The 20666-nt window shown below is 50.6% G+C and carries 23 protein-coding genes; 13 read left to right on the plus strand and 10 right to left on the minus strand.

The window, feature by feature from the left end; translation table 11 throughout:
- Positions 1–27: 27 nt before the first annotated feature.
- The 3 genes from ACYCZJ_RS03545 to ACYCZJ_RS03555 form a co-directional block, all read right to left on the minus strand.
- Positions 28–696, minus strand: a complete 669-nt coding sequence (locus ACYCZJ_RS03545) for a mechanosensitive ion channel family protein (RefSeq protein ID WP_461552840.1) — start codon at positions 694–696, stop codon at positions 28–30.
- Between the two features lie 88 nt (positions 697–784).
- On the minus strand, positions 785–1432 hold the full coding sequence (locus tag ACYCZJ_RS03550; RefSeq protein WP_461552841.1) for a response regulator: 648 nt from the start codon (positions 1430–1432) through the stop codon (positions 785–787).
- 71 nt (positions 1433–1503) lie between these two features.
- Positions 1504–2955 (minus strand): PAS domain-containing sensor histidine kinase, encoded by a 1452-nt coding sequence (locus ACYCZJ_RS03555; protein WP_461552842.1) that lies wholly within the window; start codon positions 2953–2955, stop codon positions 1504–1506.
- 107 nt (positions 2956–3062) lie between these two features.
- On the opposite strand from ACYCZJ_RS03555, the gene ACYCZJ_RS03560 reads away from it, so the two are divergent.
- Entirely contained in the window at positions 3063–3674 is a 612-nt protein-coding gene (locus tag ACYCZJ_RS03560; RefSeq protein ID WP_461552843.1) for a glutathione S-transferase, read from the plus strand.
- An 80-nt stretch (positions 3675–3754) separates the two neighbouring features.
- Here ACYCZJ_RS03560 and ACYCZJ_RS03565 read toward each other — a convergent pair whose 3' ends face one another.
- The 3 genes from ACYCZJ_RS03565 to ACYCZJ_RS03575 all read right to left on the minus strand — a co-directional run bounded on the left by ACYCZJ_RS03565 (position 3755) and on the right by ACYCZJ_RS03575 (position 5466).
- Entirely contained in the window at positions 3755–4273 is a 519-nt protein-coding gene (locus tag ACYCZJ_RS03565; RefSeq protein ID WP_461552844.1) for a DsrE family protein, read from the minus strand.
- A 101-nt stretch (positions 4274–4374) separates the two neighbouring features.
- Positions 4375–4893 carry a DsrE family protein gene (locus ACYCZJ_RS03570; RefSeq protein ID WP_461552845.1) on the minus strand — a complete coding sequence of 173 codons (519 nt, stop codon included), beginning with the start codon at positions 4891–4893 and terminating at the stop codon, positions 4375–4377.
- 132 nt (positions 4894–5025) lie between these two features.
- Complete coding sequence (locus ACYCZJ_RS03575) at positions 5026–5466, minus strand: DsrE family protein (RefSeq protein WP_461552846.1); 441 nt, start codon at positions 5464–5466, stop codon at positions 5026–5028.
- Between the two features lie 199 nt (positions 5467–5665).
- Here ACYCZJ_RS03575 and ACYCZJ_RS03580 point away from each other — a divergent pair, with 199 nt between their 5' ends.
- The 4 genes from ACYCZJ_RS03580 to zwf all read left to right on the plus strand — a co-directional run bounded on the left by ACYCZJ_RS03580 (position 5666) and on the right by zwf (position 9450).
- Positions 5666–6220 carry an RNA polymerase sigma factor gene (locus ACYCZJ_RS03580; RefSeq protein ID WP_461552847.1) on the plus strand — a complete coding sequence of 185 codons (555 nt, stop codon included), beginning with the start codon at positions 5666–5668 and terminating at the stop codon, positions 6218–6220.
- Positions 6217–6939, plus strand: a complete 723-nt coding sequence (locus ACYCZJ_RS03585; RefSeq protein ID WP_461552848.1) for a hypothetical protein — start codon at positions 6217–6219, stop codon at positions 6937–6939. Before ACYCZJ_RS03580 ends, ACYCZJ_RS03585 begins: the two co-directional genes overlap by 4 nt.
- Before the next feature lie 112 nt (positions 6940–7051).
- Complete coding sequence (gene gnd / locus ACYCZJ_RS03590) at positions 7052–7972, plus strand: phosphogluconate dehydrogenase (NAD(+)-dependent, decarboxylating) (protein WP_461552849.1); 921 nt, start codon at positions 7052–7054, stop codon at positions 7970–7972.
- Entirely contained in the window at positions 7969–9450 is a 1482-nt protein-coding gene (gene zwf, locus ACYCZJ_RS03595; protein ID WP_461552850.1) for a glucose-6-phosphate dehydrogenase, read from the plus strand. The genes gnd and zwf overlap by 4 nt, the downstream gene beginning before the upstream one ends.
- Before the next feature lie 54 nt (positions 9451–9504).
- Here the strand turns inward: zwf and ACYCZJ_RS03600 are convergent, their stop codons facing one another.
- Positions 9505–10674, minus strand: a complete 1170-nt coding sequence (locus ACYCZJ_RS03600) for a trypsin-like peptidase domain-containing protein (protein ID WP_461552851.1) — start codon at positions 10672–10674, stop codon at positions 9505–9507.
- Positions 10675–10858: 184 nt separating this feature from the next.
- On the opposite strand from ACYCZJ_RS03600, the gene petA reads away from it, so the two are divergent.
- The 5 genes from petA (at position 10859) to ACYCZJ_RS03625 (ending at position 14467) form a co-directional block, all read left to right on the plus strand.
- Positions 10859–11452, plus strand: coding sequence for a ubiquinol-cytochrome c reductase iron-sulfur subunit (gene petA / locus ACYCZJ_RS03605; RefSeq protein ID WP_461552852.1), 594 nt, complete (start codon positions 10859–10861; stop codon positions 11450–11452).
- 3 nt (positions 11453–11455) lie between these two features.
- Positions 11456–12679 (plus strand): cytochrome b, encoded by a 1224-nt coding sequence (locus tag ACYCZJ_RS03610; protein WP_461552853.1) that lies wholly within the window; start codon positions 11456–11458, stop codon positions 12677–12679.
- Positions 12679–13398: a cytochrome c1 gene (locus tag ACYCZJ_RS03615; protein ID WP_461552854.1), complete on the plus strand. Its 720-nt coding sequence runs from the start codon at positions 12679–12681 to the stop codon at positions 13396–13398. Before ACYCZJ_RS03610 ends, ACYCZJ_RS03615 begins: the two co-directional genes overlap by 1 nt.
- 78 nt (positions 13399–13476) lie before the next feature.
- Positions 13477–14076 carry a glutathione S-transferase N-terminal domain-containing protein gene (locus tag ACYCZJ_RS03620; protein ID WP_461552855.1) on the plus strand — a complete coding sequence of 200 codons (600 nt, stop codon included), beginning with the start codon at positions 13477–13479 and terminating at the stop codon, positions 14074–14076.
- 4 nt (positions 14077–14080) lie between these two features.
- Positions 14081–14467 carry a ClpXP protease specificity-enhancing factor gene (locus ACYCZJ_RS03625; protein WP_461552856.1) on the plus strand — a complete coding sequence of 129 codons (387 nt, stop codon included), beginning with the start codon at positions 14081–14083 and terminating at the stop codon, positions 14465–14467.
- A gap of 21 nt (positions 14468–14488) precedes the next feature.
- Here the strand turns inward: ACYCZJ_RS03625 and prmB are convergent, their stop codons facing one another.
- The 3 genes from prmB to ACYCZJ_RS03640 all read right to left on the minus strand — a co-directional run bounded on the left by prmB (position 14489) and on the right by ACYCZJ_RS03640 (position 16984).
- Positions 14489–15397, minus strand: a complete 909-nt coding sequence (prmB, locus tag ACYCZJ_RS03630; RefSeq protein WP_461552857.1) for a 50S ribosomal protein L3 N(5)-glutamine methyltransferase — start codon at positions 15395–15397, stop codon at positions 14489–14491.
- Positions 15394–16524 carry a succinyl-diaminopimelate desuccinylase gene (gene dapE, locus ACYCZJ_RS03635; protein WP_461552858.1) on the minus strand — a complete coding sequence of 377 codons (1131 nt, stop codon included), beginning with the start codon at positions 16522–16524 and terminating at the stop codon, positions 15394–15396. The genes prmB and dapE overlap by 4 nt, the downstream gene beginning before the upstream one ends.
- Positions 16525–16609: 85 nt before the next feature.
- A complete protein-coding gene (locus ACYCZJ_RS03640; RefSeq protein WP_461552859.1) occupies positions 16610–16984 on the minus strand; it encodes an arsenate reductase in 375 nt (124 codons plus the stop codon).
- A 50-nt stretch (positions 16985–17034) separates the two neighbouring features.
- On the opposite strand from ACYCZJ_RS03640, the gene ACYCZJ_RS03645 reads away from it, so the two are divergent.
- The 3 genes from ACYCZJ_RS03645 to ACYCZJ_RS03655 all read left to right on the plus strand — a co-directional run bounded on the left by ACYCZJ_RS03645 (position 17035) and on the right by ACYCZJ_RS03655 (position 20633).
- The gene (locus ACYCZJ_RS03645; protein ID WP_461552860.1) at positions 17035–18831 is read left to right on the plus strand and encodes an ABCB family ABC transporter ATP-binding protein/permease; all 1797 of its coding nucleotides are present in this window, start codon (positions 17035–17037) and stop codon (positions 18829–18831) included.
- Entirely contained in the window at positions 18828–20147 is a 1320-nt protein-coding gene (locus tag ACYCZJ_RS03650) for an aldose epimerase family protein (RefSeq protein WP_461552861.1), read from the plus strand. Before ACYCZJ_RS03645 ends, ACYCZJ_RS03650 begins: the two co-directional genes overlap by 4 nt.
- Positions 20148–20237: 90 nt before the next feature.
- Positions 20238–20633, plus strand: a complete 396-nt coding sequence (locus ACYCZJ_RS03655) for a thioredoxin family protein (RefSeq protein WP_461552862.1) — start codon at positions 20238–20240, stop codon at positions 20631–20633.
- The last annotated feature ends 33 nt before the right edge of the window (positions 20634–20666 follow it).

Here is a 20666-nt window from a genome sequence, read left to right on the forward strand (position 1 = left end):
AGCGGCTTTCCCGCATGGGTGCGAAGATTATTTACGTTTTTGCGTCATGCGTGCGATGACACCTGCTGCCCAGTCACGTCCACCCAGACCGAAGGCGAGTGCGAATGCCAATCCAACCGCACCAAAGCCGATAATAAATGCGGCTGTCAGTAATTCTCTGCCAATGTTGAGTTGCTCCAGCGCGACAAAAAACACGAAAATCAGCGTGGCATATTCCGAGAGCGTACTGATGGTCAGCGCGCCTTGCACACCAATATTACTGAGATAGGCAAAAATCAGGCGATTGATAAAACGTGCCAGGATTGTGCCCAATACCAGCACGAATATGGCGACAATGATATTGGGAATATACAGAACAATGCGGTTGAATAATTCTGCTACGATATGCAGGCCCAAGCTATTGGATACCGTAACAATGACAATCAGGATAATCAGCCAGTACATCAGGCCTGCCAGTAATCCGCTGAGCGATACTTCCAGCTGACCTTGTTTCAGAAATGCTTCTATACCGGAGCGTTCGGACAGTTTGTCAAACTGGAATGCATGCAACAGTTTTACCATCCCCGCACGCACCAGTTTGGCCACCAGCCAGCCCACGAACAGCAATACTATTGCGGCCATCAACTGGGGGAGAAAAGCGGCGAGTTGTGTCCAGAATGAAGCGATGGAGGCGAGAAAAATATCAAGCTGTTGCATGGAATCTCCTTTTAAAATGTTCCGGTACATTGCAAATTGAACATACAATCAATTTTGCAATATCAAGTGTGTGTTTAGAGAGGGGCTATTACTCTACCAACTGGTTCTTTATCGCGTAATGAGTTAATTCTGCATTGTTGTGCAGCTTCATTTTTAATAATAAACGCGAACGATACATGCTGATCGTTTTGACTGAAAGCGTTAACTCATTCGCAATGTCACTGACGGTCTTGCCCGATGCAATCATCGTTAAAGTCTGATATTCACGATCGGATAGCAACTCGTGAGGAGGTACTTCCTGCGCATCGTCGAAATGATTTGCCAATGCTTGGGCGAGGTCGGCTGTAATATATTTCTTGCCGGCGGCAACCTGGCGGATGGCATTGACCAGTTCAGCGGGTGCACTTTGTTTATTCAGATAACCAGCTGCACCAGCTTTGATGGAGCGGATGGCATATTGATCCTCGCGGTGCATGGATAACATGAGCACGGCAATACCCGGTGATTCTTTCTTGATCTGCTTCAATACTTCGATGCCGCTACGATCCGGCATGGAGATATCCAATAATAAAACATGGCATCCACTTTTACGGGTTGACCGGATGGCATCCAGGCCATTTTCCGCTTCGCCTGCGACGATAATATCTTTGGTGTCTGCAAGTATTTGTTTCAAACCTTCGCGCACGATTGCATGATCATCCGCGATAAACACCTTGATTGCTTTCGTTACTGTCATATGGCTACCTGGCTAGTATTCGAAGTCAAATCACGACGATTCTGTCGTTTGCGTAATTATCCCGCATTCTCTCATGTTGTGGATAACGGGATTTTGATGCGCACCAAGCTGCCTCCGGCGGGAATCAGACTGATATGGAGTTTCCCGCCCAGTGCGTTGGCACGTTCGACCATACCGCGGATACCAAATGATTTCGGTTTCATTTGGTCGGCTGTCTCAATACCGCGACCATTATCAGCTATTTCCAGGTCTACGCAACGTTTACTTAAAGCAAGTTTGACAATAACCCGGCTGGCATGCGCATGTTTGGCGATGTTGGTCAGCGCCTCCTGGAAAATCCTGAACAGTGCGGTTGCCTGATCTGTGTCGAGCTGGATTTCTTCGCAATTTGAAGAAAATTTACAAGGTATACCTGCTTGTTTCTCGAACTCCTTGGCGTGCCACTCTAGCGCAGCAACGATACCAAAGTCCAGTATGCTGGGACGCAAATCTGCTGCAATGCGATGCGCGGATTCAATACTGCGATCGGCAAGAGCTTCCACATAATGCGCTTTTTCCAGCAACTCCGGTGTTTCCGGCAGGCGCCGGATCAGTAAAGCCATTGCCATCTTGATCGCTGTGAGATTGCCACCCAGATCGTCATGAATTTCACGAGCAATACGAGTGCGTTCCTGTTCCTTGACTTGTTCAATATGCGCAGACAATTCGGCAAGCTGGGCCCTGGAACTGCGAATTTCGTGTTTTTCAAGTCGGCTTTGGGTGATGTTGGTCATTACGCCATCCCATGCAACACCTGAGCCTTCAGACTGATCAATAGCACGGGGGGTGGCGCGTAGATTAATCCATTTGGTGTCTTTCCATTTTTCAATCCAGATTTGCCCCTCCCAGTTCCATGCGGAAAGCGTGTGAGCTGAGGCCGTCATTGATTCAATATAAGACAAGCGGTCTTCCGGCAGGATCAATTCGGCAAATAACGAGGGATCGCCGCGTAACTGATTGGGGGTAACGCCAAGCAACGCATGACAGCCATCACTGAGATAAGGAAAAGCAATTTCTCCATCTTGCAGTCGTACGAACTGGTAAACCAGACCGGGCATGTTGGACACGATCGCATGGAAACGTGATTCGCTTAGTCCGAGTGCTTTGGCAGAGGCTATTGAAGCTGTCTGATCATTGCCGATGGCGATAATCAGTGAGTGTAAAAAAAACATTCGAAAGCTGATGGGATAGGTCGTGCCATCCCGCCGCACCAGCGTGAGTTCCATTGGGATACATTCGGCGCTATTTGTACGTAAGGGCTCAAATAACAGCCTCAGCTTCTTTTCGGAAAGCCCGCGTGTCACATTCAACAAAGTCATACTGGCCAATTCGGCGCCACAATATTGAAGATTGTTATATGCGGCTTCATTTGCGTGAACTAAATACAGCGTGTCACAATCCATCACGTATATCTCGCTTAACGTGCCATCCATGAGAATAGGTAGCCAGCGTGGATCAGGTATGTCTATTGATGTATTGTTCATGCCGAGTGTTTAGGACGCTTATGTTAGGTGCGGAATAGCCTGCATATTAGTATAAACGTATACCATCAATGATGGCCCGGTTAACCATTTCTGTTTAGAAAGTACCCATGAAACTGATTGCATCCCTGACTAGCCCTTATGCCAGAAAAGTGCGTGTAGTGCTTGCGGAGAAACATATTGATTATGAATTGACAGTGGATATTCCCTGGAATGAGGATAGCCATGTTCCGGACTACAATCCACTTGGGAAAATTCCTGTATTGCTTCTGGATGATGGCACCGCGCTATACGACTCGAGAGTGATTGTCGAGTATCTGGATAATATTTCGCCCGTCGGGCGCATGTTTCCACAGGATCCACATAATCGGATACTGGTGAAGCGTTGGGAGGCTTTGGCAGACGGTATTTGCGATGCGTCGGCCGCAATTTTTCTTGAAAAGAAGCGTGTGCAAGGCCAGCAAAATCCTGAATGGATCACGCGACAGGAAGGCAAAATATTTCGCGGGCTGGAAACGCTGGCCGCGGATCTGGCTGAAAAAACCTGGTGTATGGAAGCCGGTTTTTCGATGGCTGATATAGCAACCGGTTGCGCCCTGGGTTATCTGGATTTACGTTTTGCTGAGCTGATGAAATGGCGTGAAACCCATCCAAATTTAGCGCGGCTTGCAACAAAGTTGAATAGCCGCGCCTCATTTAGCAGTACCGTACCGTTGATCTGAATGGCATCCTCCCCCTGAAGAGGGGATGGATGATGCCATTTAAAGCATTATGGTATCCGAGCAACTCGTTTGAAAGAGGTTTATGGTTTGATATAGTTGTAGCCATTTTGCTCAAGTTGCATGATACGAATGATACCACCTGGAATGATCACGGCTTCCGACGCCAATTCAGGAACATGGCCCAGTTTTTTAGCCATGCCTTGTAAGGTGACGTTGCAGGCATCAAATTCCACGCCTTGGGCATCAAGAGCCTGCAGACGGCTAGCCACCGGGGTGTTCTTCAAGAGCATCTTAAGTCCTGGGCCGTAGGCAACAACTACAATCTGTACTTTATCGGCGCCGAAATATTTGAGCATGTTGGTAGCGTTATTCAGCGTCAAATTCCATAGGGCTGGATCATCCTGACTTACCTGTAGAACAGCGTGATGTTTGGCAAAAGGTAATTCATGTACCAGTTTCAGATGGTCATACGAATAGCCTTCCAATAACGACTGGCTGGCGCCGGCTCCCAGGGAAAATAACAGTGTGGCTGCGAACAGAGAGATTTTTAATTTATTCAAAATCATCGACTTACCTTTCTTTGTATCTGGTTTGAACATCGAATGGGAAAAGCTTCCCGGTTTGCCTGCGTTACTGCATGCAAGCCTCCTCCACCTGTATTTTGCCGGTTCCTGACCAAGGACAAAATACAAGCTTGCTGTTAGGGCTTGATATACTGCCACCCTTGTTTTTCACGATTTACAATATGTACGGCACCGAATGGCACGACGGTAATACCCTCAGCCAAATCGCTTTCATTCAGGCGCTCGGATTTGAGCGAGCGTCCGCATGCGATCACTTTGATGCCTTCACTTTGCACTTTTTGGATCAGGGGAACCTGGTCACTGAAGGTAGTCAGAAATTTAACACTAGGGCCATAGACCACAATTTCGAATTTGGTCTTGGTCAGTACTTCATGCATGTTTGAGGCGAGTATCAGAGCGCGTTTGAAATCTGCGGCGTCGTTGCCATTTGCCTGAACCACCACACCTTTGGAAACCGGTCCGTCGTGTGCGTATAGAAGATTGCTGAAACCAAAAAAAATGAGTAATGCGAATAAGGCTTTTTTCATCTCCAATTGTCCTTTATTTTTATTCCGTATATGCCAGATATTACCGTTGGCAAGCTTATCTGTATAGATAAAGCTGCCAGGAAAATAGAAATTCTGGAATTTAAACACGAATAACCACTGTCAGGAAGCCTGGCAGTGGTTATTGCGAAACGCGTGAAGGCGTTATTTGAAAGTGCTTTGAAGTGTTTCGGGCAATATCTTTCTTGATTGATATGCCGTTAACAGATTACAAATATCTGATTATGGCTTGAGGTAGACGTAACCCTCTTTTGCCTGTAGCCGGCCGATTTCTGCTACGCCGGAGGGTACGATTTTAGCCGGGTAGGCAACCGCTTCTGCGGTCAGTTTGCGGCTGTTCAGCGTGTTATTGCAGACCTTGAAATCCACCCCTTCCGAGGAGAGTGTTTCCATGCTGACAGCATAGGGATTTCCTTTGTCATCCTGCGCATCTTTTAGCATGAAATCAATGCCTTTGCCATGTCCGACAACTGCGATTTTGGTTCCTGGGGCTGCACTTAAATGATTTCGCACATTGCGTAGCAGTGCGCTGGCATTGGCGCTGTCATTAATGTGATATACGACTTTTTCTTGATTGGCATCTGCTGAGTGGGCAGCAGGAGCCATTGCCATGCTCATTACTGCGAAGCCTGCAGCTAGAAATTTAAAAAATTTGTTAAACATGGTGTCATCTCCTGATTATTTATAATCTTAAATACCAAGCTTACAATATTGTAAGCTTGGTTAAAGTATATACGAATATTGGCATCTGAATATTCCCGTCAATGAGAGAAAATTACTATATGGAATAAATAAATGTGTACTAGCGTCTACATCTATATCATGGAATATTTTTAGTAAAACAAACTTTAATGCATAGATTATGAGTTTCCTGACTTTGCTGGCTGGTGATAGAGAAATCCGTGCCCAACTCAAGGAGCGGCGTTCACGCTTGTATCGTGTCGCCTATTCCTGGTGTCATGACCGCACATTGGCCGATGATTTGGTGCAGGAAGCGCTCACACGTGGTCTGGCTCGATTAAATCAGTTGCGTGATCCGGCACAGCTGGATAGCTGGTTATTCAAGATTCTGCATAACTGTTGGCGGGACTGTTTTCGATGCAAGAAAAACAATCAGGACATAGATGAGTTGGAGGATTACCACTATGCCCATGAGGACACACCGGAACATCTCCATTCACTTAGTCAGGTGATTGATCGTGTGCGGGCCGCCGTCGCCCTATTGCCGATCGGGCAGCGCCAGGTACTGACGCTGATCGATCTGGAAGAATTCAGTTACAACGAAGTGGCCGAAATTCTTGAAATTCCGGTTGGAACGGTGATGAGCCGTTTGTGTCGAGGACGTCAGTCCCTGAAAGTGAAACTGATCGAACTTGCACCACAGGTGAAGGCAGGGGCGCTGAGGAGCGTGAAATGAAACCAGAAATTTCTCAAGAACAGTTAAATGCATTTATTGACGGCGAGCTTGATTTGATTGAAAGAGACCGGCTGTTTTTTGCGTTGCAAGATAATCCGGATCTCGCTCATCAGCTATGTGAATTACGTGCAGTCAAGGCAATGGTCAGTCACAGCTATGAAGAACCGCCTCCAGCACTTCAACAGCCTGGTCCTCGCCGGTTTTCTGCATCACATTATTTAGCAACAGGCATGGTGCTGGTGTTAGGGCTAGCCATGGGCTGGTTCGGGCGTGACTGGAGTAGCCCCCAACGATCCTTCAGCCAGAATCATGCCGCAATGCAGCGACCAGTCAGCTTGTCTGGTCTTAAAACTGATACGCGAAAAATTGTTTTACATATTGATTCCGATCAGCCGGTCAAATTACAAACCTTGCTGGATGACGTGGATTATTTGCTACAGCATCAGAAAGTGATTGGCCAGCCCGTTCAGATTGAAATCATTGCGAATAATTATGGTCTGGATCTGTTGCGTACAGACGTCACGCCCTATGCAGCGCATATTGAAAAACTTGCGCGACAGCATGCCAATATAAGTTTTGTTGCATGCGGTCAGACAATGCGTCGCCTGGGCCGGGAGGGCGTTAAAGTCAAGTTGCTTCCCGAGACCCGCGTTGCGCCCACTGCCATTGGGGAAATCATCAATCGTCTGCAGCATGGTTGGACCTATATCAAGGTTTAATGCGCTTAAATTTACTTTATTCGGTTGTATTGTCGCTTTTACCCATCTAGCATAAAGCCATCCATGGCTGACTTAGAGGCATGATGGTGTCGACAATATCGGAGAAAAGCGAATGAAGCGGATTGGTATGCTGGGATTAGGGAAAATGGGTGCCAATATGGCCCGACGCTTGGCGCGAGGAGGGGTGGTAGTCCATGCCTGGAATCGCAGTCCCGAAGTTGCACTCGATCTGGCGCAGGAAAATGCCAATGTACAGGCGCAGCGTTCTTTGGGCGAACTGGTTGCCGGGCTTCCCAGCCCCCGGTTAATCTGGTTGATGCTGCCGGCAGGATCGGCAACGGATCAGGCGTTGCAGACCCTTTTGCCGCTATTGTCCCCCGGAGACACGGTGGTGGACGGTGCCAATGCTTTTTACAAGGACTCCCAGCGCCATGCGGCAGAGTTGATGCAGGCAGGTATGCATTTTATGGATGCAGGCGTCTCCGGGGGTATATGGGGATTGCAAAACGGCTATGCGTTGATGGTAGGAGGGGGGGCGGCGGCGCTTTCTGCAGCAGAGCCCTATATCAAAATACTTGCTCCGGCCCCTGATGCCGGCTGGCTCCATTGTGGTGTTGCCGGCAGCGGGCATTTTGTCAAAATGGTACACAATGGCATCGAATACGGAATGATGCAGGCATTGGCCGAAGGTCTGGCGTTGATGAAAGGTAAATCCGAATTCGATATTGATCTGGCTGCCGTTGCCGAAATGTGGCGTCATGGCAGTGTGGTGCGCTCGTGGTTACTGGATCTGGCTGCAGAATTCCTGCAAAGTGATCAAGCTCTGGATGATATTCAACCTTACGTTGCCGACTCCGGTGAAGGGCGCTGGACTGTGCTCGAATCTGTCGAACAGGGGACGCCGGCACCGGTCATGTCTATGGCGTTGATGATGCGATTTGCGTCACAGGGGCAGGGCGACTATGCAAACAAGTTGCTGGCGATGATGCGTAACGGATTTGGCGGTCATGCGGTGAAGGAGAGCGAAGCATGAGCGACTCCATAATGTATCCGTGTAATTTTGTTATCTTTGGCGCGACCGGCAACCTCGCTTCAAACAAGTTGATTCCTGCATTATACCGGCTGGAACAGGCTAAACGTTTACCTGAAAACCTCACCTTCATTGCTTTCGGACGACGCGAATGGGACGATAAAATATGGCGCGAGCATGTCATGGAGCTCCTGCATGACAAAATCCAGGATCGTGGCGATGAGGACGTTTGCGCACGTTTTGTGGCGCGCTTCAATTATCTGCAGGGTGAGTTGGGTGATGTGGAATCCTACCGGCGGCTCAAGGAGGATTTGGGAAAACCCAAGGCAGGCGTATGCTCCAACGTAATTTTCTACCTGGCAATCAAACCAACCGATTTTTCTTCGGTCATCAAGAATCTGGATAAATCCGGCCTCAGCACGCCGCGCGGAATGCATCGCATCGTGGTTGAAAAGCCCTTTGGCGAGGATATTGAATCCGCCCAGTATCTCAACGAATTATTGCATCGTCATTTTGACGAGCAGCAAATTTTTCGCATCGATCACTACCTGGGTAAAGAAACGGTCCAGAATCTGTTGGTGTTCCGCTTCGCCAATACGCTTATCGAGCCATTATGGAATCGTAATTTTATCGACCATGTGCAGATCACCGTGGCGGAAACGGTGGGTATCGAAAACCGCGCTGATTATTACGACAAAGCGGGTGCTTTGCGGGATATGCTGCAAAACCACTTGATGCAATTGCTTACCGTGGTGGCGATGGAGCCACCGCCAGCACTCGAAGCGGATGCGTTGCGCGACGAAAAAGTCAAAGTATTGCGCTCCATTCGCCCCATACCCAAGCGCTCCGTTCATGCCCATGCTTTCCGGGCGCAATACGCGCCTGGTGCAATTGAAGGGGAGACTGTTCAAGGCTACCAGCAGGAGCCGGGAGTGGAATCCAATAGCATTACCGAAACATTTGTCGCAGCCAAGTTCTATATCGATAACTGGCGCTGGCGTGGTGTGCCGTTTTATCTGCGCACGGGTAAGCGGCTTGCTGATCAGACATCCATGATCGCATTACGTTTTCGGCATCCTCCCCAACAACTGTTTCGTGAAACTCCTTTAGAAACCATAGACCCGAACTGGATCGTGCTTTCTATCCAGCCGGAAGAGAGTATGCGCATGGAAATACAGGTCAAACAGCCTGGCCTGGATATGGATACACGCATGATGCAGCTCAATGCCAGCTATCGGCAGACTCATGAGGCACCGCTGGATGCCTACGAAACACTACTGCTTGATGTGATCGAAGGAGACCGCACACTGTTTATCCGTTTTGATGAGGTCGAATGGGCGTGGCGCGTGGTCGATCCCATACTCAAGTATTGGGCTCAGGAACGCGATTTCATTCACACCTATCGTGCAGGCAGTTGGGGGCCACAGGAATCCAATCGGTTGTTCGATTCGGAAGATCAGGAATGGCGTAACGCACTTTAAAAATGAGTGTATACAGCTTCTTCAACTGGTTGGAGTCTGTTGTTGTCCGAATCTCTACCCGCCGTCATCGACAGGCTGCTCAATTCTCGGGCGTTTATTGATTTTGACGGTGGCAACGATTTCTTTCGTTCTGCGCAGTAATTTCAACTTGGCGAGTTGACCGGGCGTTTGTGCGGCAATCAACTGCAGCAGTGAAGTAGAATCCTTGATGAGTTTGCCATTGACGTCAATCAAGATATCCCCTGGTTTGATACCAGCCAAATCCGCAGGCCCTCCTTTAAGTATCCCGGCGATGAGTGCGCCATCAGTGCTCGGTAATTTGAATGATTCAGCCAGTTCGGGCGTCAAATCCTGAACTTCAACACCAATCCAGCCGCGCGTCACCGACCCGTGCGTGATAATCTGATCCATGATCTGGACAACCAGGCTGACCGGAATGGCAAAACCAATGCCCTGGGAACCGCCGGTACGCGTATAAATGGCACTATTGATGCCGATCAGATCGCCTTGTGCATTGACGAGCGCGCCGCCTGAATTGCCGGGATTGATGGCTGCATCGGTCTGGATGAAGTTTTCAAATGTGTTAATGCCAAGGTGGGTGCGTTCCAGTGCGCTGATAATGCCCATCGTGACTGTCTGTCCGACACCGAACGGATCGCCGATGGCAAGAACGAAATCACCCACATTGCCTTTATCCGGCTGGGCGAAACTGATGGCGGGCAGTCCGGTAAGATTGACTTTGAGCACTGCCAGGTCTGTGTCTGGATCGGATCCCACTACCTTGGCCAACACTGTACGCCCATCATGCAGTGCGACCTGAATTTCATCCGCAGCTTCGACTACATGGTGATTGGTCAGGATATAACCATTCGAGCTGACGATCACACCTGAGCCGAGGCTGTTGACTCGTTGCGAGCGTGAATTGGGGTGTTCGCCAAAAAAGCGCTTAAAAATCGGGTCATCCGCAAGCGGATTGCGGGGCAGTCGTACTTCCTTGCTGGTAAAAACATTTACTACAGATGGAATGGCTTTTTTTGCCGCAGCACTCATTGAGTCAACCTGTGAACCAATGCTGGGTGCTGATACTTTACGAATAGTAATGCCTGGCGCATTGTGCGTATTATTGCGCCAGGTAAGCCAGTCCGGTCTGAAAATGACAACTACAAAGAGCACACCGAGTGCGATGGTTGTGCTTTGAGCAAAAACCAGCCAAAACTTCCGCATTATCAAAATACACCTATGGATTAAAACAGATTATTGGAAATTATACAGGACAGACAAAGCCGTAATTTCACGTTCAATAATTTAAATTGTCACATAAATGCAGGCAGGGGCTTTATATTTCAAGCCGCTTTTGGGTAAAATAGCGGTTTTTGCAAGTCCGTAGTCACCTAAACAGGGATCGTTTATGAGCAATCAGCAAGTGGATCGTAGCAAACGGCGCTTCCTTATCGCCGCTACTACTGCCGTTGGCGGAGTGGCGGGTGTCGCCGTAATGGTACCTTTTGTCATGAGTATGCTGCCTAGCGAGCGTGCAAAAGCAGCGGGTGCGCCGGTTGATGTGGATATCAGCAAACTGGAATCGGGGATGTTGCTGGCAGTCGCATGGCAGGGCAAACCAGTGTGGGTAGTCAACCGCACCAAGGAAATGCTGGCCAGACTGCCTAAAAATGACTCTTTTCTGCTGGATCCTAAGTCCGAGCAACCTCAGCAGCCTGCTTACTGCAAAAATGAATGGCGCTCCATCAAACCCGAATTTCTGGTCGTGGTTGGTATCTGCACCCACCTTGGCTGCTCTCCGACTTTTCGTAAGGAAGTCGGCGCTGCCGACCTGGGTGCGGACTGGCCGGGTGGCTGGCTCTGCCCTTGCCACGGTTCCAAGTATGACCTTGCAGCCCGGGTGTTCAAGGATGTGCCGGCGCCTCTGAATATGGATATCCCACCATACAAATTTGTCAACGACAACCTGATTCTGGTTGGTGATGACAGCAAAGGAGCGTAACGAATGAGTACCATGCAAAAATTTGTTGGCTGGATTGATGCGCGTTTTCCATTGACTGCCAACTGGAAAACGCATTTGTCCGAATATTATGCACCGAAGAATTTCAATTTCTGGTATTTCTTCGGCTCGCTGGCTCTGTTGGTATTGGTACTACAGATTGTCACCGGTATTTTCCTCACCATGAACTACAAACCGGATACTGCGCTCGCGTTCTTGTCGGTTGAGTACATCATGCGCGATGTGGACTGGGGTTGGCTGATCCGTTATATGCACACCACCGGCGCATCGATGTTCTTCGTGGTGGTGTACCTGCACATGTTTCGTGGTCTGATGTATGGCTCATACCGCAAACCGCGTGAGCTGATCTGGGTATTTGGCATGTTCCTGTACCTGGCGCTGATGGCCGAAGCATTCATGGGCTACTTGCTGCCTTGGGGCCAGATGTCATACTGGGGCGCGCAGGTGATTATTTCGCTGTTTGGCGCCATTCCGGTTATCGGTAATGACCTGTCTCTGTGGATTCGCGGCGATTTCGTGGTGTCCGATGCCACGCTGAACCGTTTCTTTGCTTTCCATGTGATTGCCTTGCCGCTGGTACTGGTGGGTCTGGTCGCTGCTCACATCATCGCCTTGCACGAGGTGGGTTCGAACAACCCAGACGGCATCGAAATCAAGAAGCACAAAGACCCTGTCACCCACATTCCGCTTGATGGCATTCCCTTCCATCCGTATTACACGGTGAAGGACATCATGGGGGTGGTGGTGTTTCTGATGATATTTTCGGCGATCGTCTTCTTTGCGCCGACTATGGGTGGCTGGTTCATTGAAGCAAATAACTTCATTCCTGCAAACCCATTGAAAACGCCTCCGCATATTGAGCCAGTGTGGTATTTCACACCGTTCTACGCCATTCTGCGTGCCGTGCCGGATAAATTTCTGGGTGTGGTAGCAATGGGCGCATCGGTGGTCATCATGTTCTTCCTGCCATGGCTGGATCGTTCCAAAGTAAAATCAATCCGTTATCGCGGCACCTTATATAAAGGCTTCCTGGTATCGTTTGTGATCAGCTTTATTGCGCTAGGTTATCTCGGTACTCAAGGCGTAACGGTACTTACCACTAATCTTGCACGAGGATTTAGCGTTGTTTATTTTGCTTTCTTCCTGTTGATGCCCTGGTATACCAAGATTGACAAGACCAAACCTGAACCAGAAAGGGTAACTGGATAATGAAGAAGTTTCTGTTAGCGCTATTGTTTGTGCCTCTGATTGCCTTTGGCTCGGAAGAGAGCGTCCATCTGGATAAAGCGCCAGTCAATCTCGAGGATTACGCATCCCTGCAACGTGGAGCGCGCATTTTTACCAACTACTGCCTGAGCTGTCACAGTGCAAATGCCATGCGTTATTCCCGTTTGGAGGATATTGGTCTGACCAAAGATCAGATCAAGAACAATCTGATGTTCGCAGCTGCCAATGTGGGCGATATCATGAGCATTAGCATGAGCCCTGAAAATGCCAAGGAGTGGTTTGGTGCAGCACCGCCGGATCTATCCGTTGAGGCACGAGCTCGCACGCCTGACTGGCTGTATACTTATCTGCGTGGTTTTTATCTTGATCCATCGCGCCCAACTGGCTGGAACAATACGGTGTTTGAAAAGGTAGGCATGCCGAATGTTCTATGGAGTTTGCAGGGTGAGCAGGTGCTCAAAAAAGGTGCTGATCCTCATGATGAACATGCTGCTCCAGAGTTTGAACTGGTCAAAGCCGGCAAGATGACGCCAATTGAATACAATGCCATGGTGGGTGATCTGGTCAATTATTTGACCTGGATGGGCGAGCCAATCAAAACGACCCGTCAGGAATTGGGGATAGTGGTGTTACTGTTCCTGGGTGTATTCTTTATTCTGGCTTACTACCTGAAAAAAGAGTTCTGGAAGGATATCCACTAGGTTTTAACATACTTCCATCATTGTTTCCTCACGGCCGGCGGTACTACGTCGGCCATGTCATTTTCAGGGTAAAGCATCATGATGACTTTGTATTCCGGTAATACCTGTCCCTATAGCCAGCGCTGCCGCATCGTGCTGTTCGAAAAGGGCATGGATTTTGAAATCATCGACGTGGACTTGCATAACAAGCCTGAAGATCTGGCACTGATGAACCCCTACAACCGGGTTCCGGTATTGGTTGAACGCGATCTGATTTTGTACGAAGCCAATATCATCAATGAATACATTGATGAGCGTTTCCCGCATCCACAACTGATGCCGGCGGATCCTGTCATGCGTGCGCGCGCACGGTTGTTCCTGTTTAATTTTGAACAGGATCTTTTCAGCCATGTGCATGCAATTGAACACGGTAGCCAAAAGGCGGCGGAAAAAGGGCGTGCGATGGTTCGCGACAGTCTGACCCAGATTGCGCCGATTTTTGCCAAGCAGAAATACATGCTGAACGATGACTTTTCCATGCTTGACGTAGCAATTGCGCCCTTATTGTGGCGTCTTGATCACTATGATGTCCAGCTACCGCGCCAAGCCGCCAATCTGCTTAAATATGCAGAACGAATCTTCAGTCGGCCTGCATTTATCGAGGCGCTGACACCGAACGAAAAAGTCATGCGTAAGTAAGGAAATGGCATCGATCTCTACCAAACCCTATTTGATACGAGCTATTTACGAATGGTGCGTGGATAATGGTTTTACCCCGCATCTTTCGGTGGTCGTGGATCAAAATACGCGGGTGCCGATGGAGTTTGTCAAGGATGGGCAGATCGTACTGAATTTGTCCGCATCTGCGACACGCAATCTCACCATGGACAATGACTGGGTGCAGTTTTCTGCCCGGTTCGGTGGGGTTTCACGCGAGTTGCACGTTCCCATGTCAGCCGTGATCGGTATTTTTGCCCGCGAAAATGGGGAAGGTATGGGATTTGCGGTAGAAAAACAAACCGAAACAGCCATTCCACCAGAACCGGAACCGCCAAAACCGACCAAGCCCAGTTTGAAAATCGTCAAGTAACGGAGGATTGGCTGGATTGCCTTATTCCCCCAGCAACTGTTCCCTTGTCACCAGAAACACATATTCATCACTGTCCCCGGTATCCAGCCAGGTGAACGATAGATTCGGAAACACCTCCTCCAGCGCGTCGCGATTATGGCCGATTTCGGCAATCAGGATACCGCCCGGATTTAGGTGATCAGGTGCCGTAGCAAGAATGGCACGGATATGCTCCAGGCCATCAGCACCGCTGGCCAGTGCGAGTTGAGGCTCTGCCCGATACTCAGCAGGTAACATAGCCATGCTGGGCGCGTTGACGTAGGGCGGGTTGCTGACGATCACGTCATAAGTGCGGCCGGAAAGCTGATTGAATAAATCAGATTTAATCGTCTGTATTTGCGCACGCAACTGGTAATCGTTGATGTTGCGCTCGGCTACCGCCAGTGCGTCGGCGGATATGTCCACAGCATCAATCGCGGCATCAGGGAAGGCATGTGCCATCAAAATGGCCAGGCAACCAGAACCTGTGCACATATCCAATCCTGTGTGCACGGATTCCGGATATTCCACCCAGGGAGATAGCTGTTCGCGCAAAAGCTCGGCAATAAACGAACGCGGAATAATCACCCGTTCATCTACATAAAACTCGAATTCGCCTAGCCAGGCTTGATGCGTGATATAGGCTGCCGGCATGCGCTGCTTTACGCGTTTTTCAAATACCTGCTTTAAATCTTCGCGCTCCACTTCGGTGAGGCAGGCATCGAGAAACGGATCCAGTCTGTCCAGCGGCAGGTGCAGGCTATGCAGAATAAGATAAGCAGCTTCATCATAGGCATTTGTTGTGCCGTGCCCAAAGAATACACTGGCCGCATTCATGCGGCTCACGCCAAAACGTAGCCAGTCGCGCACGGTGATCAATGCGTCGGTATCGTGAAAATAATCGTGACTCATTTGCTCAGCAGGTTTTCCAGAGTTTTTTGATAGATGGCTCGCAAGGGTTCCAGCGCAGCGACCGGCACATTTTCGTTGAGTTTGTGGATGCTGGCATTCATCGGGCCGAATTCCACAACCTGGGCGCAGATATCCGCAATAAAGCGGCCGTCCGAGGTGCCGCCTGTCGTGGAAAGCTCGGTGTCCAGTCCGGTAACCTCCTTGATTGCAATACTGATCGCCTCCACCAGGCTGCCGCGTGGCGTCAGATAGGGATTACCCGATTCTTCCCATTCCAGATCGTATTCCAGCGCATGCCGTTCGAGTACTTCGTGAACACGTGTCTTCAGGTCGTCCTTGGTGCTGGCAGTAGAATGGCGGAAGTTGAAGCGAATTTCCACCGTGCCCGGCACGACGTTGGTTGCGCCTGTGCCGCCGTGAATATTGGAAATTTGCCAGCTGGTCGGCGGGAAATATTCATTGCCTTTATCCCATTCAATCGCAGCCAGCTCGGCGATGGCGGGCGCTACCTGATGAATGGGGTTGCGCACCAGATGCGGATATGCGATGTGCCCCTGGATGCCTTTTACTGTAAGGCGGCCGGACAGTGAGCCCCGGCGGCCGTTTTTGATGGTATCGCCTAATTGCGAAACACAGGTCGGTTCGCCGACAATACAGCAATCAATTTTCTCGCCGCGCGCAGCCAGCATTTTCACCACTTTTACGGTGCCGTCAGCGGCGACGCCTTCTTCATCCGAGGTGATCAGCAGTGCAATCGAGCCGGTATGGTCGGGGTGTTGGGCGACGAACCCTTCGATTGATGTCACGAATGCGGCCAGGGAGGCTTTCATATCCGACGCACCGCGTCCGTACAAAATGCCATCGCGTATGGTTGGGGTAAACGGATCCGAATGCCATTGATCGAGCGGCCCGCTGGGCACCACATCGGTATGTCCGGCAAAACACACCACCGGGCTGGTCTCGCCGCGACGCGCCCATAAATTAATGACACCGTTTGAAGTCAAGGTCTCGAAACGAAAACCCAGTGGTGCCAGGCGTGCTTGCATCAAATCCTGGCAACCGGCGTCGTCAGGGGTATTGGAGCGGCGCGAGATAAGCTGCTGGGCGAGTGCGAGGGTATCTGTCATAGTGATTTATCTGCTTGCGGCTTTATGGGAATAGGTAGCATCGATTTTGATTCAAGTGTTACCAGGTAACGCTTGGCGGGTTCGCTCAACCCGGCAAGGTTTGACGAACTTCATCCGAATTCACCAGTGCAGCGTAATCCGCCGGATTAAATCCTACCAGTATACGACCTGCATGTTCCAGGACGGGACGCTTGATGACACTGGTTTTTTCCATCATCAGCGTAAAAGCGGCTTCCTGGGTGGTAATGTTTGTTTTGACTGTATCTGGCAGTTGGCGCCAGGTCATGCCCTGACGGTTAAGCAGTTTTTCCCAGCCGACTTGCTGCGCCCAAGTTGTCAGTAATGCAAAGCTTACACCCGATTTTTTAAAATCATGAAATTCGTAAACCTGGTGATGTTCATCCAGCCAGGCGAGCGCTTTTCTGACCGTGGTGCAATTGGAAATACCGTAAATGTGCATGGTGCCGATAGAATAGTGATAACTTTGCCTATTTTAATCGAGAACTGCTCATGCGTCGCTTCGCTTCTGATGGCGGTCAGCCCGGCACCGCCGACTGGCGTACGATCCGTTTGCTATTACCCTATCTTTGGGAATACAAATGGCGCGTCGCCATTGCACTGAGTTTTTTGATTGGCGCCAAACTGGCTGTGGTGAGCGTGCCGCTGATATTGAAGCACATAGTGGATTCGCTTAACCAGCCCAAAGCAATGCTGGTGGTACCCGTTGCGCTGTTGCTGGCATATGGCGCACTGCGCATGGCCAGTACGGTGTTCTCCGATTTACGCGACATTGTGTTTGCCAAAGTGACTCAGCATGCCATCCGCCGGGTTGGGCTGGAGGTGTTTCGCCATCTGCATAATTTATCACTGCGTTTTCACCTGGAACGCCAGACCGGTGGGGTATCGCGCGATATTGAGCGCGGTGCACGCGGTATTTCCTCGCTGATCCACTTTACCCTGTTTTCCATCCTGCCCACACTGATTGAAATCGGGCTGGTGGCGGGAATCCTGTTTGCCAAATTTGACTGGGTGTTCGCTGCCATCACGCTGGCGGTGTTAGTCGTGTATATCGCATTGACCATTACCATCACCGAATGGCGTACCCATATCCGCCGGGAAATGAACGAACTCGATTCGCAGGCCAATACCAAGGCGATCGACAGTCTGCTCAATTACGAAACGGTAAAGTATTTCGGCAATGAGGCTTTCGAAGCGCGGCGCTATGATGCCAGCCTGCAACGCTGGGAAAAAATGGCCATCAAAAGTCAGACCTCGCTGGGTTTCCTGAATGCGGCGCAAGCGACGATTATTGCCAGCGGCGTGACGATCATGTTGTTGCGGGCTTCCAGCGGAGTGGTTGCAGGCCAGCTGACTATCGGCGATCTGGTGATGATCAATGCATTTCTGATCCAGATGTTCATTCCGCTGAATTTTCTGGGTGTCATGTACCGTGAAATCAAACAGTCCCTGACTGATATCGAGCGTTTATTCAAATTGTTGCATGTCAACCGTGAAATCCAGGATGTGCCGGAAGCGATACCCTTGAAACGCCAGGGCAGCGTGGTACGTTTTGAAAATGTCCATTTCGGCTACGATGCTGACCGCAGTATCCTGCATGGCGTGAGCTTTGACATTCCGGCAGGACATAATGTTGCTGTGGTCGGAACCAGCGGTGCCGGAAAATCCACGCTGGCGCGTCTGCTGTTCCGCTTCTACGATGTAACGGATGGGTGCATCAGCATTGACGGTCAGGATATCCGCTCAGTCACCCAGCATAGCCTGCGAGCTGCCATTGGCATCGTGCCGCAGGATACCGTGCTGTTCAACGACAGCATCTACTACAACATCGCTTACGGTCGCCCCGAGGCTAGTCGAGAAGAAATTGTCGTGGCTGCGCGCGCTGCCCACATTCTGCATTTTATCGAATCCTTGCCCAAAGGCTGGGAAACGACCGTGGGTGAACGTGGCCTCAAACTCTCGGGAGGTGAAAAGCAGCGCGTGGCGATTGCGCGTACCTTGCTCAAAAATCCGGCCATCCTGATCCTGGACGAAGCCACTTCCGCACTCGACACGACCACCGAAAAAATTATCCAGGCCGAACTCAAGGAAATCGCCAAATCGCGCACCACGCTGACCATTGCCCACCGTCTTTCCACCATCATCGACGCAGATCAAATATTGGTGATGGAGCAGGGCGAAATCGTGGAGCGCGGCAGCCATCGCGAGTTGCTGGCGCAAAACGGTGTGTATGCGCGGTTGTGGGCAATGCAGCAGGAAGAAGCCGCAGAAAGGATAGAAGCCGCATGATCCTGCATGTCGAAACGGTAAGCTGGGCGCAACAATCCGACACACTGGCAAGCCTGCGCCGCACCGTTTTTATCGAGGAGCAGGGCGTACCGGAAGCGCTGGAATGGGATGGGCTGGATGCTGTCGCAACACACTTTATTGCATTCGATGATGGCAAGGTGATCGGCTGCACGCGATTGCTTGCCAATGGCCACATTGGGCGCATGGCGGTACTGTCTGCCTGGCGCAGAAAAGGCGTGGGGCAGGCATTGCTGAATGCCGTGCTGGATGCCGCACGTCATAAGAACATGGGCTGGCTGTATCTGAATGCACAGACCCATGCCGCAGGATTTTATGCCCGCTTCGGTTTTCAACCCGTTGGCGCGGAATTTCCCGACGCCGATATTCCTCATCTACGTATGGAGCTTGTTATGCAACAACACACCGATATGCTCAACCAGCAGTTTGCCATTGCCGGCAAGCTTGAATTTGTCGATGCCGCAGCGGGGTTGCCGGTAGTCGAAATTACCACGCCGCATGCAAGCGCACGCATTGCAGTACAGGGTGCGCAAGTACTGGAATGGCAGCCAAGCGGGCAGCTGCCGGTGCTGTGGGTGAGCCGCGCTGCGGTGTATCAACCAGGCAAAGGCGTGCGCGGTGGCGTACCGGTATGCTGGCCGTGGTTCGGCGCGGGTGAGGCGGGCAAGCCCGCGCATGGTTTTGTGCGCACGCGCATGTGGGAAGTGCGCGAAACCGGCCAGGGCATGGCCGACAGCGTATTTATCCGGTTCGGCATGAAAGATGACGAATCCACGCGCGCGCTGTGGAATTACGCTTTTGACCTGGAACTGATTGTCACCGTGGGGGCGGCGCTCAAGATGGAACTGGTGACGCGTAATAAGGGCGCGACAGCATTTGAGATCAACGAAGGATTGCATACTTATTTTCATGTAGGGAACATCCATCAAACGCAGGTACTGGGTCTGGAAAATACCGAGTATCTGGATAAAGTACGGGATTTCGCCTGTGACACTCAAATCGGAGCAGTCAGTTTCAATGGTGAAACCGATCGCGTATATATCGACACCATTACCGATTGCGTGATTGATGACGCAAAACTGAATCGAAAAATTCGTGTAGCAAAATCGGGCAGTACTTCCACAGTGGTGTGGAATCCCTGGACAGAAAAAGAGAAAGGTTTTGCTGATATGGCTGCGGGCGAGTATCAGGAAATGCTATGTGTAGAAACGGTCAATGCGGGTGATGCGCGCGTAACCGTTGCGGCGGATACCTCACATAGCATGGTCGCTTTCATAGGACTGGAAACGGGCGGGTAAATAAGCACAGTACTCAATCAGTAAGGAACCAAAGGCAGATTCGACTTATCTGTACCTTTGGTTTCGTTGTCATTCCTGCGGTGAGACTCCATGCAAACCCTGGTATTCATAGGCTTCGTCATATTTGTTGGCCTCGTATTGGCGCTGCAATTGTCGGCTTACTGGCGCGCCCGGCGCATTGTGGGCATTGCCGCGCCCGATACCAGTAGCGTGGATGGGATCGCCGCCAGTGAACGCCGCCGTGTTTATTATTTCTTTGCCGAGAATTGTGGGCCGTGCCGGGCCATGGCACCGCTGGTCGCTCGATTGCAGCAAACGCATCGCAATCTGGTGAAGGTGGATGTGGCGCAATCCATGGTCCTGGCACGGGCGTTCGGGATAGCTGCTACGCCCAGTTTCGTTTTGGTGGAAGACAATACGATACGTCAGGTGCATCTGGGAGGCATGAACGAAACGCGCCTCAAGCGTATGCTGGAGGCAAACTGAGACGCTGATGCGCGGGTGACAAACGGGTCAAGC

Source organism: Sulfuriferula sp., from assembly GCF_054605375.1.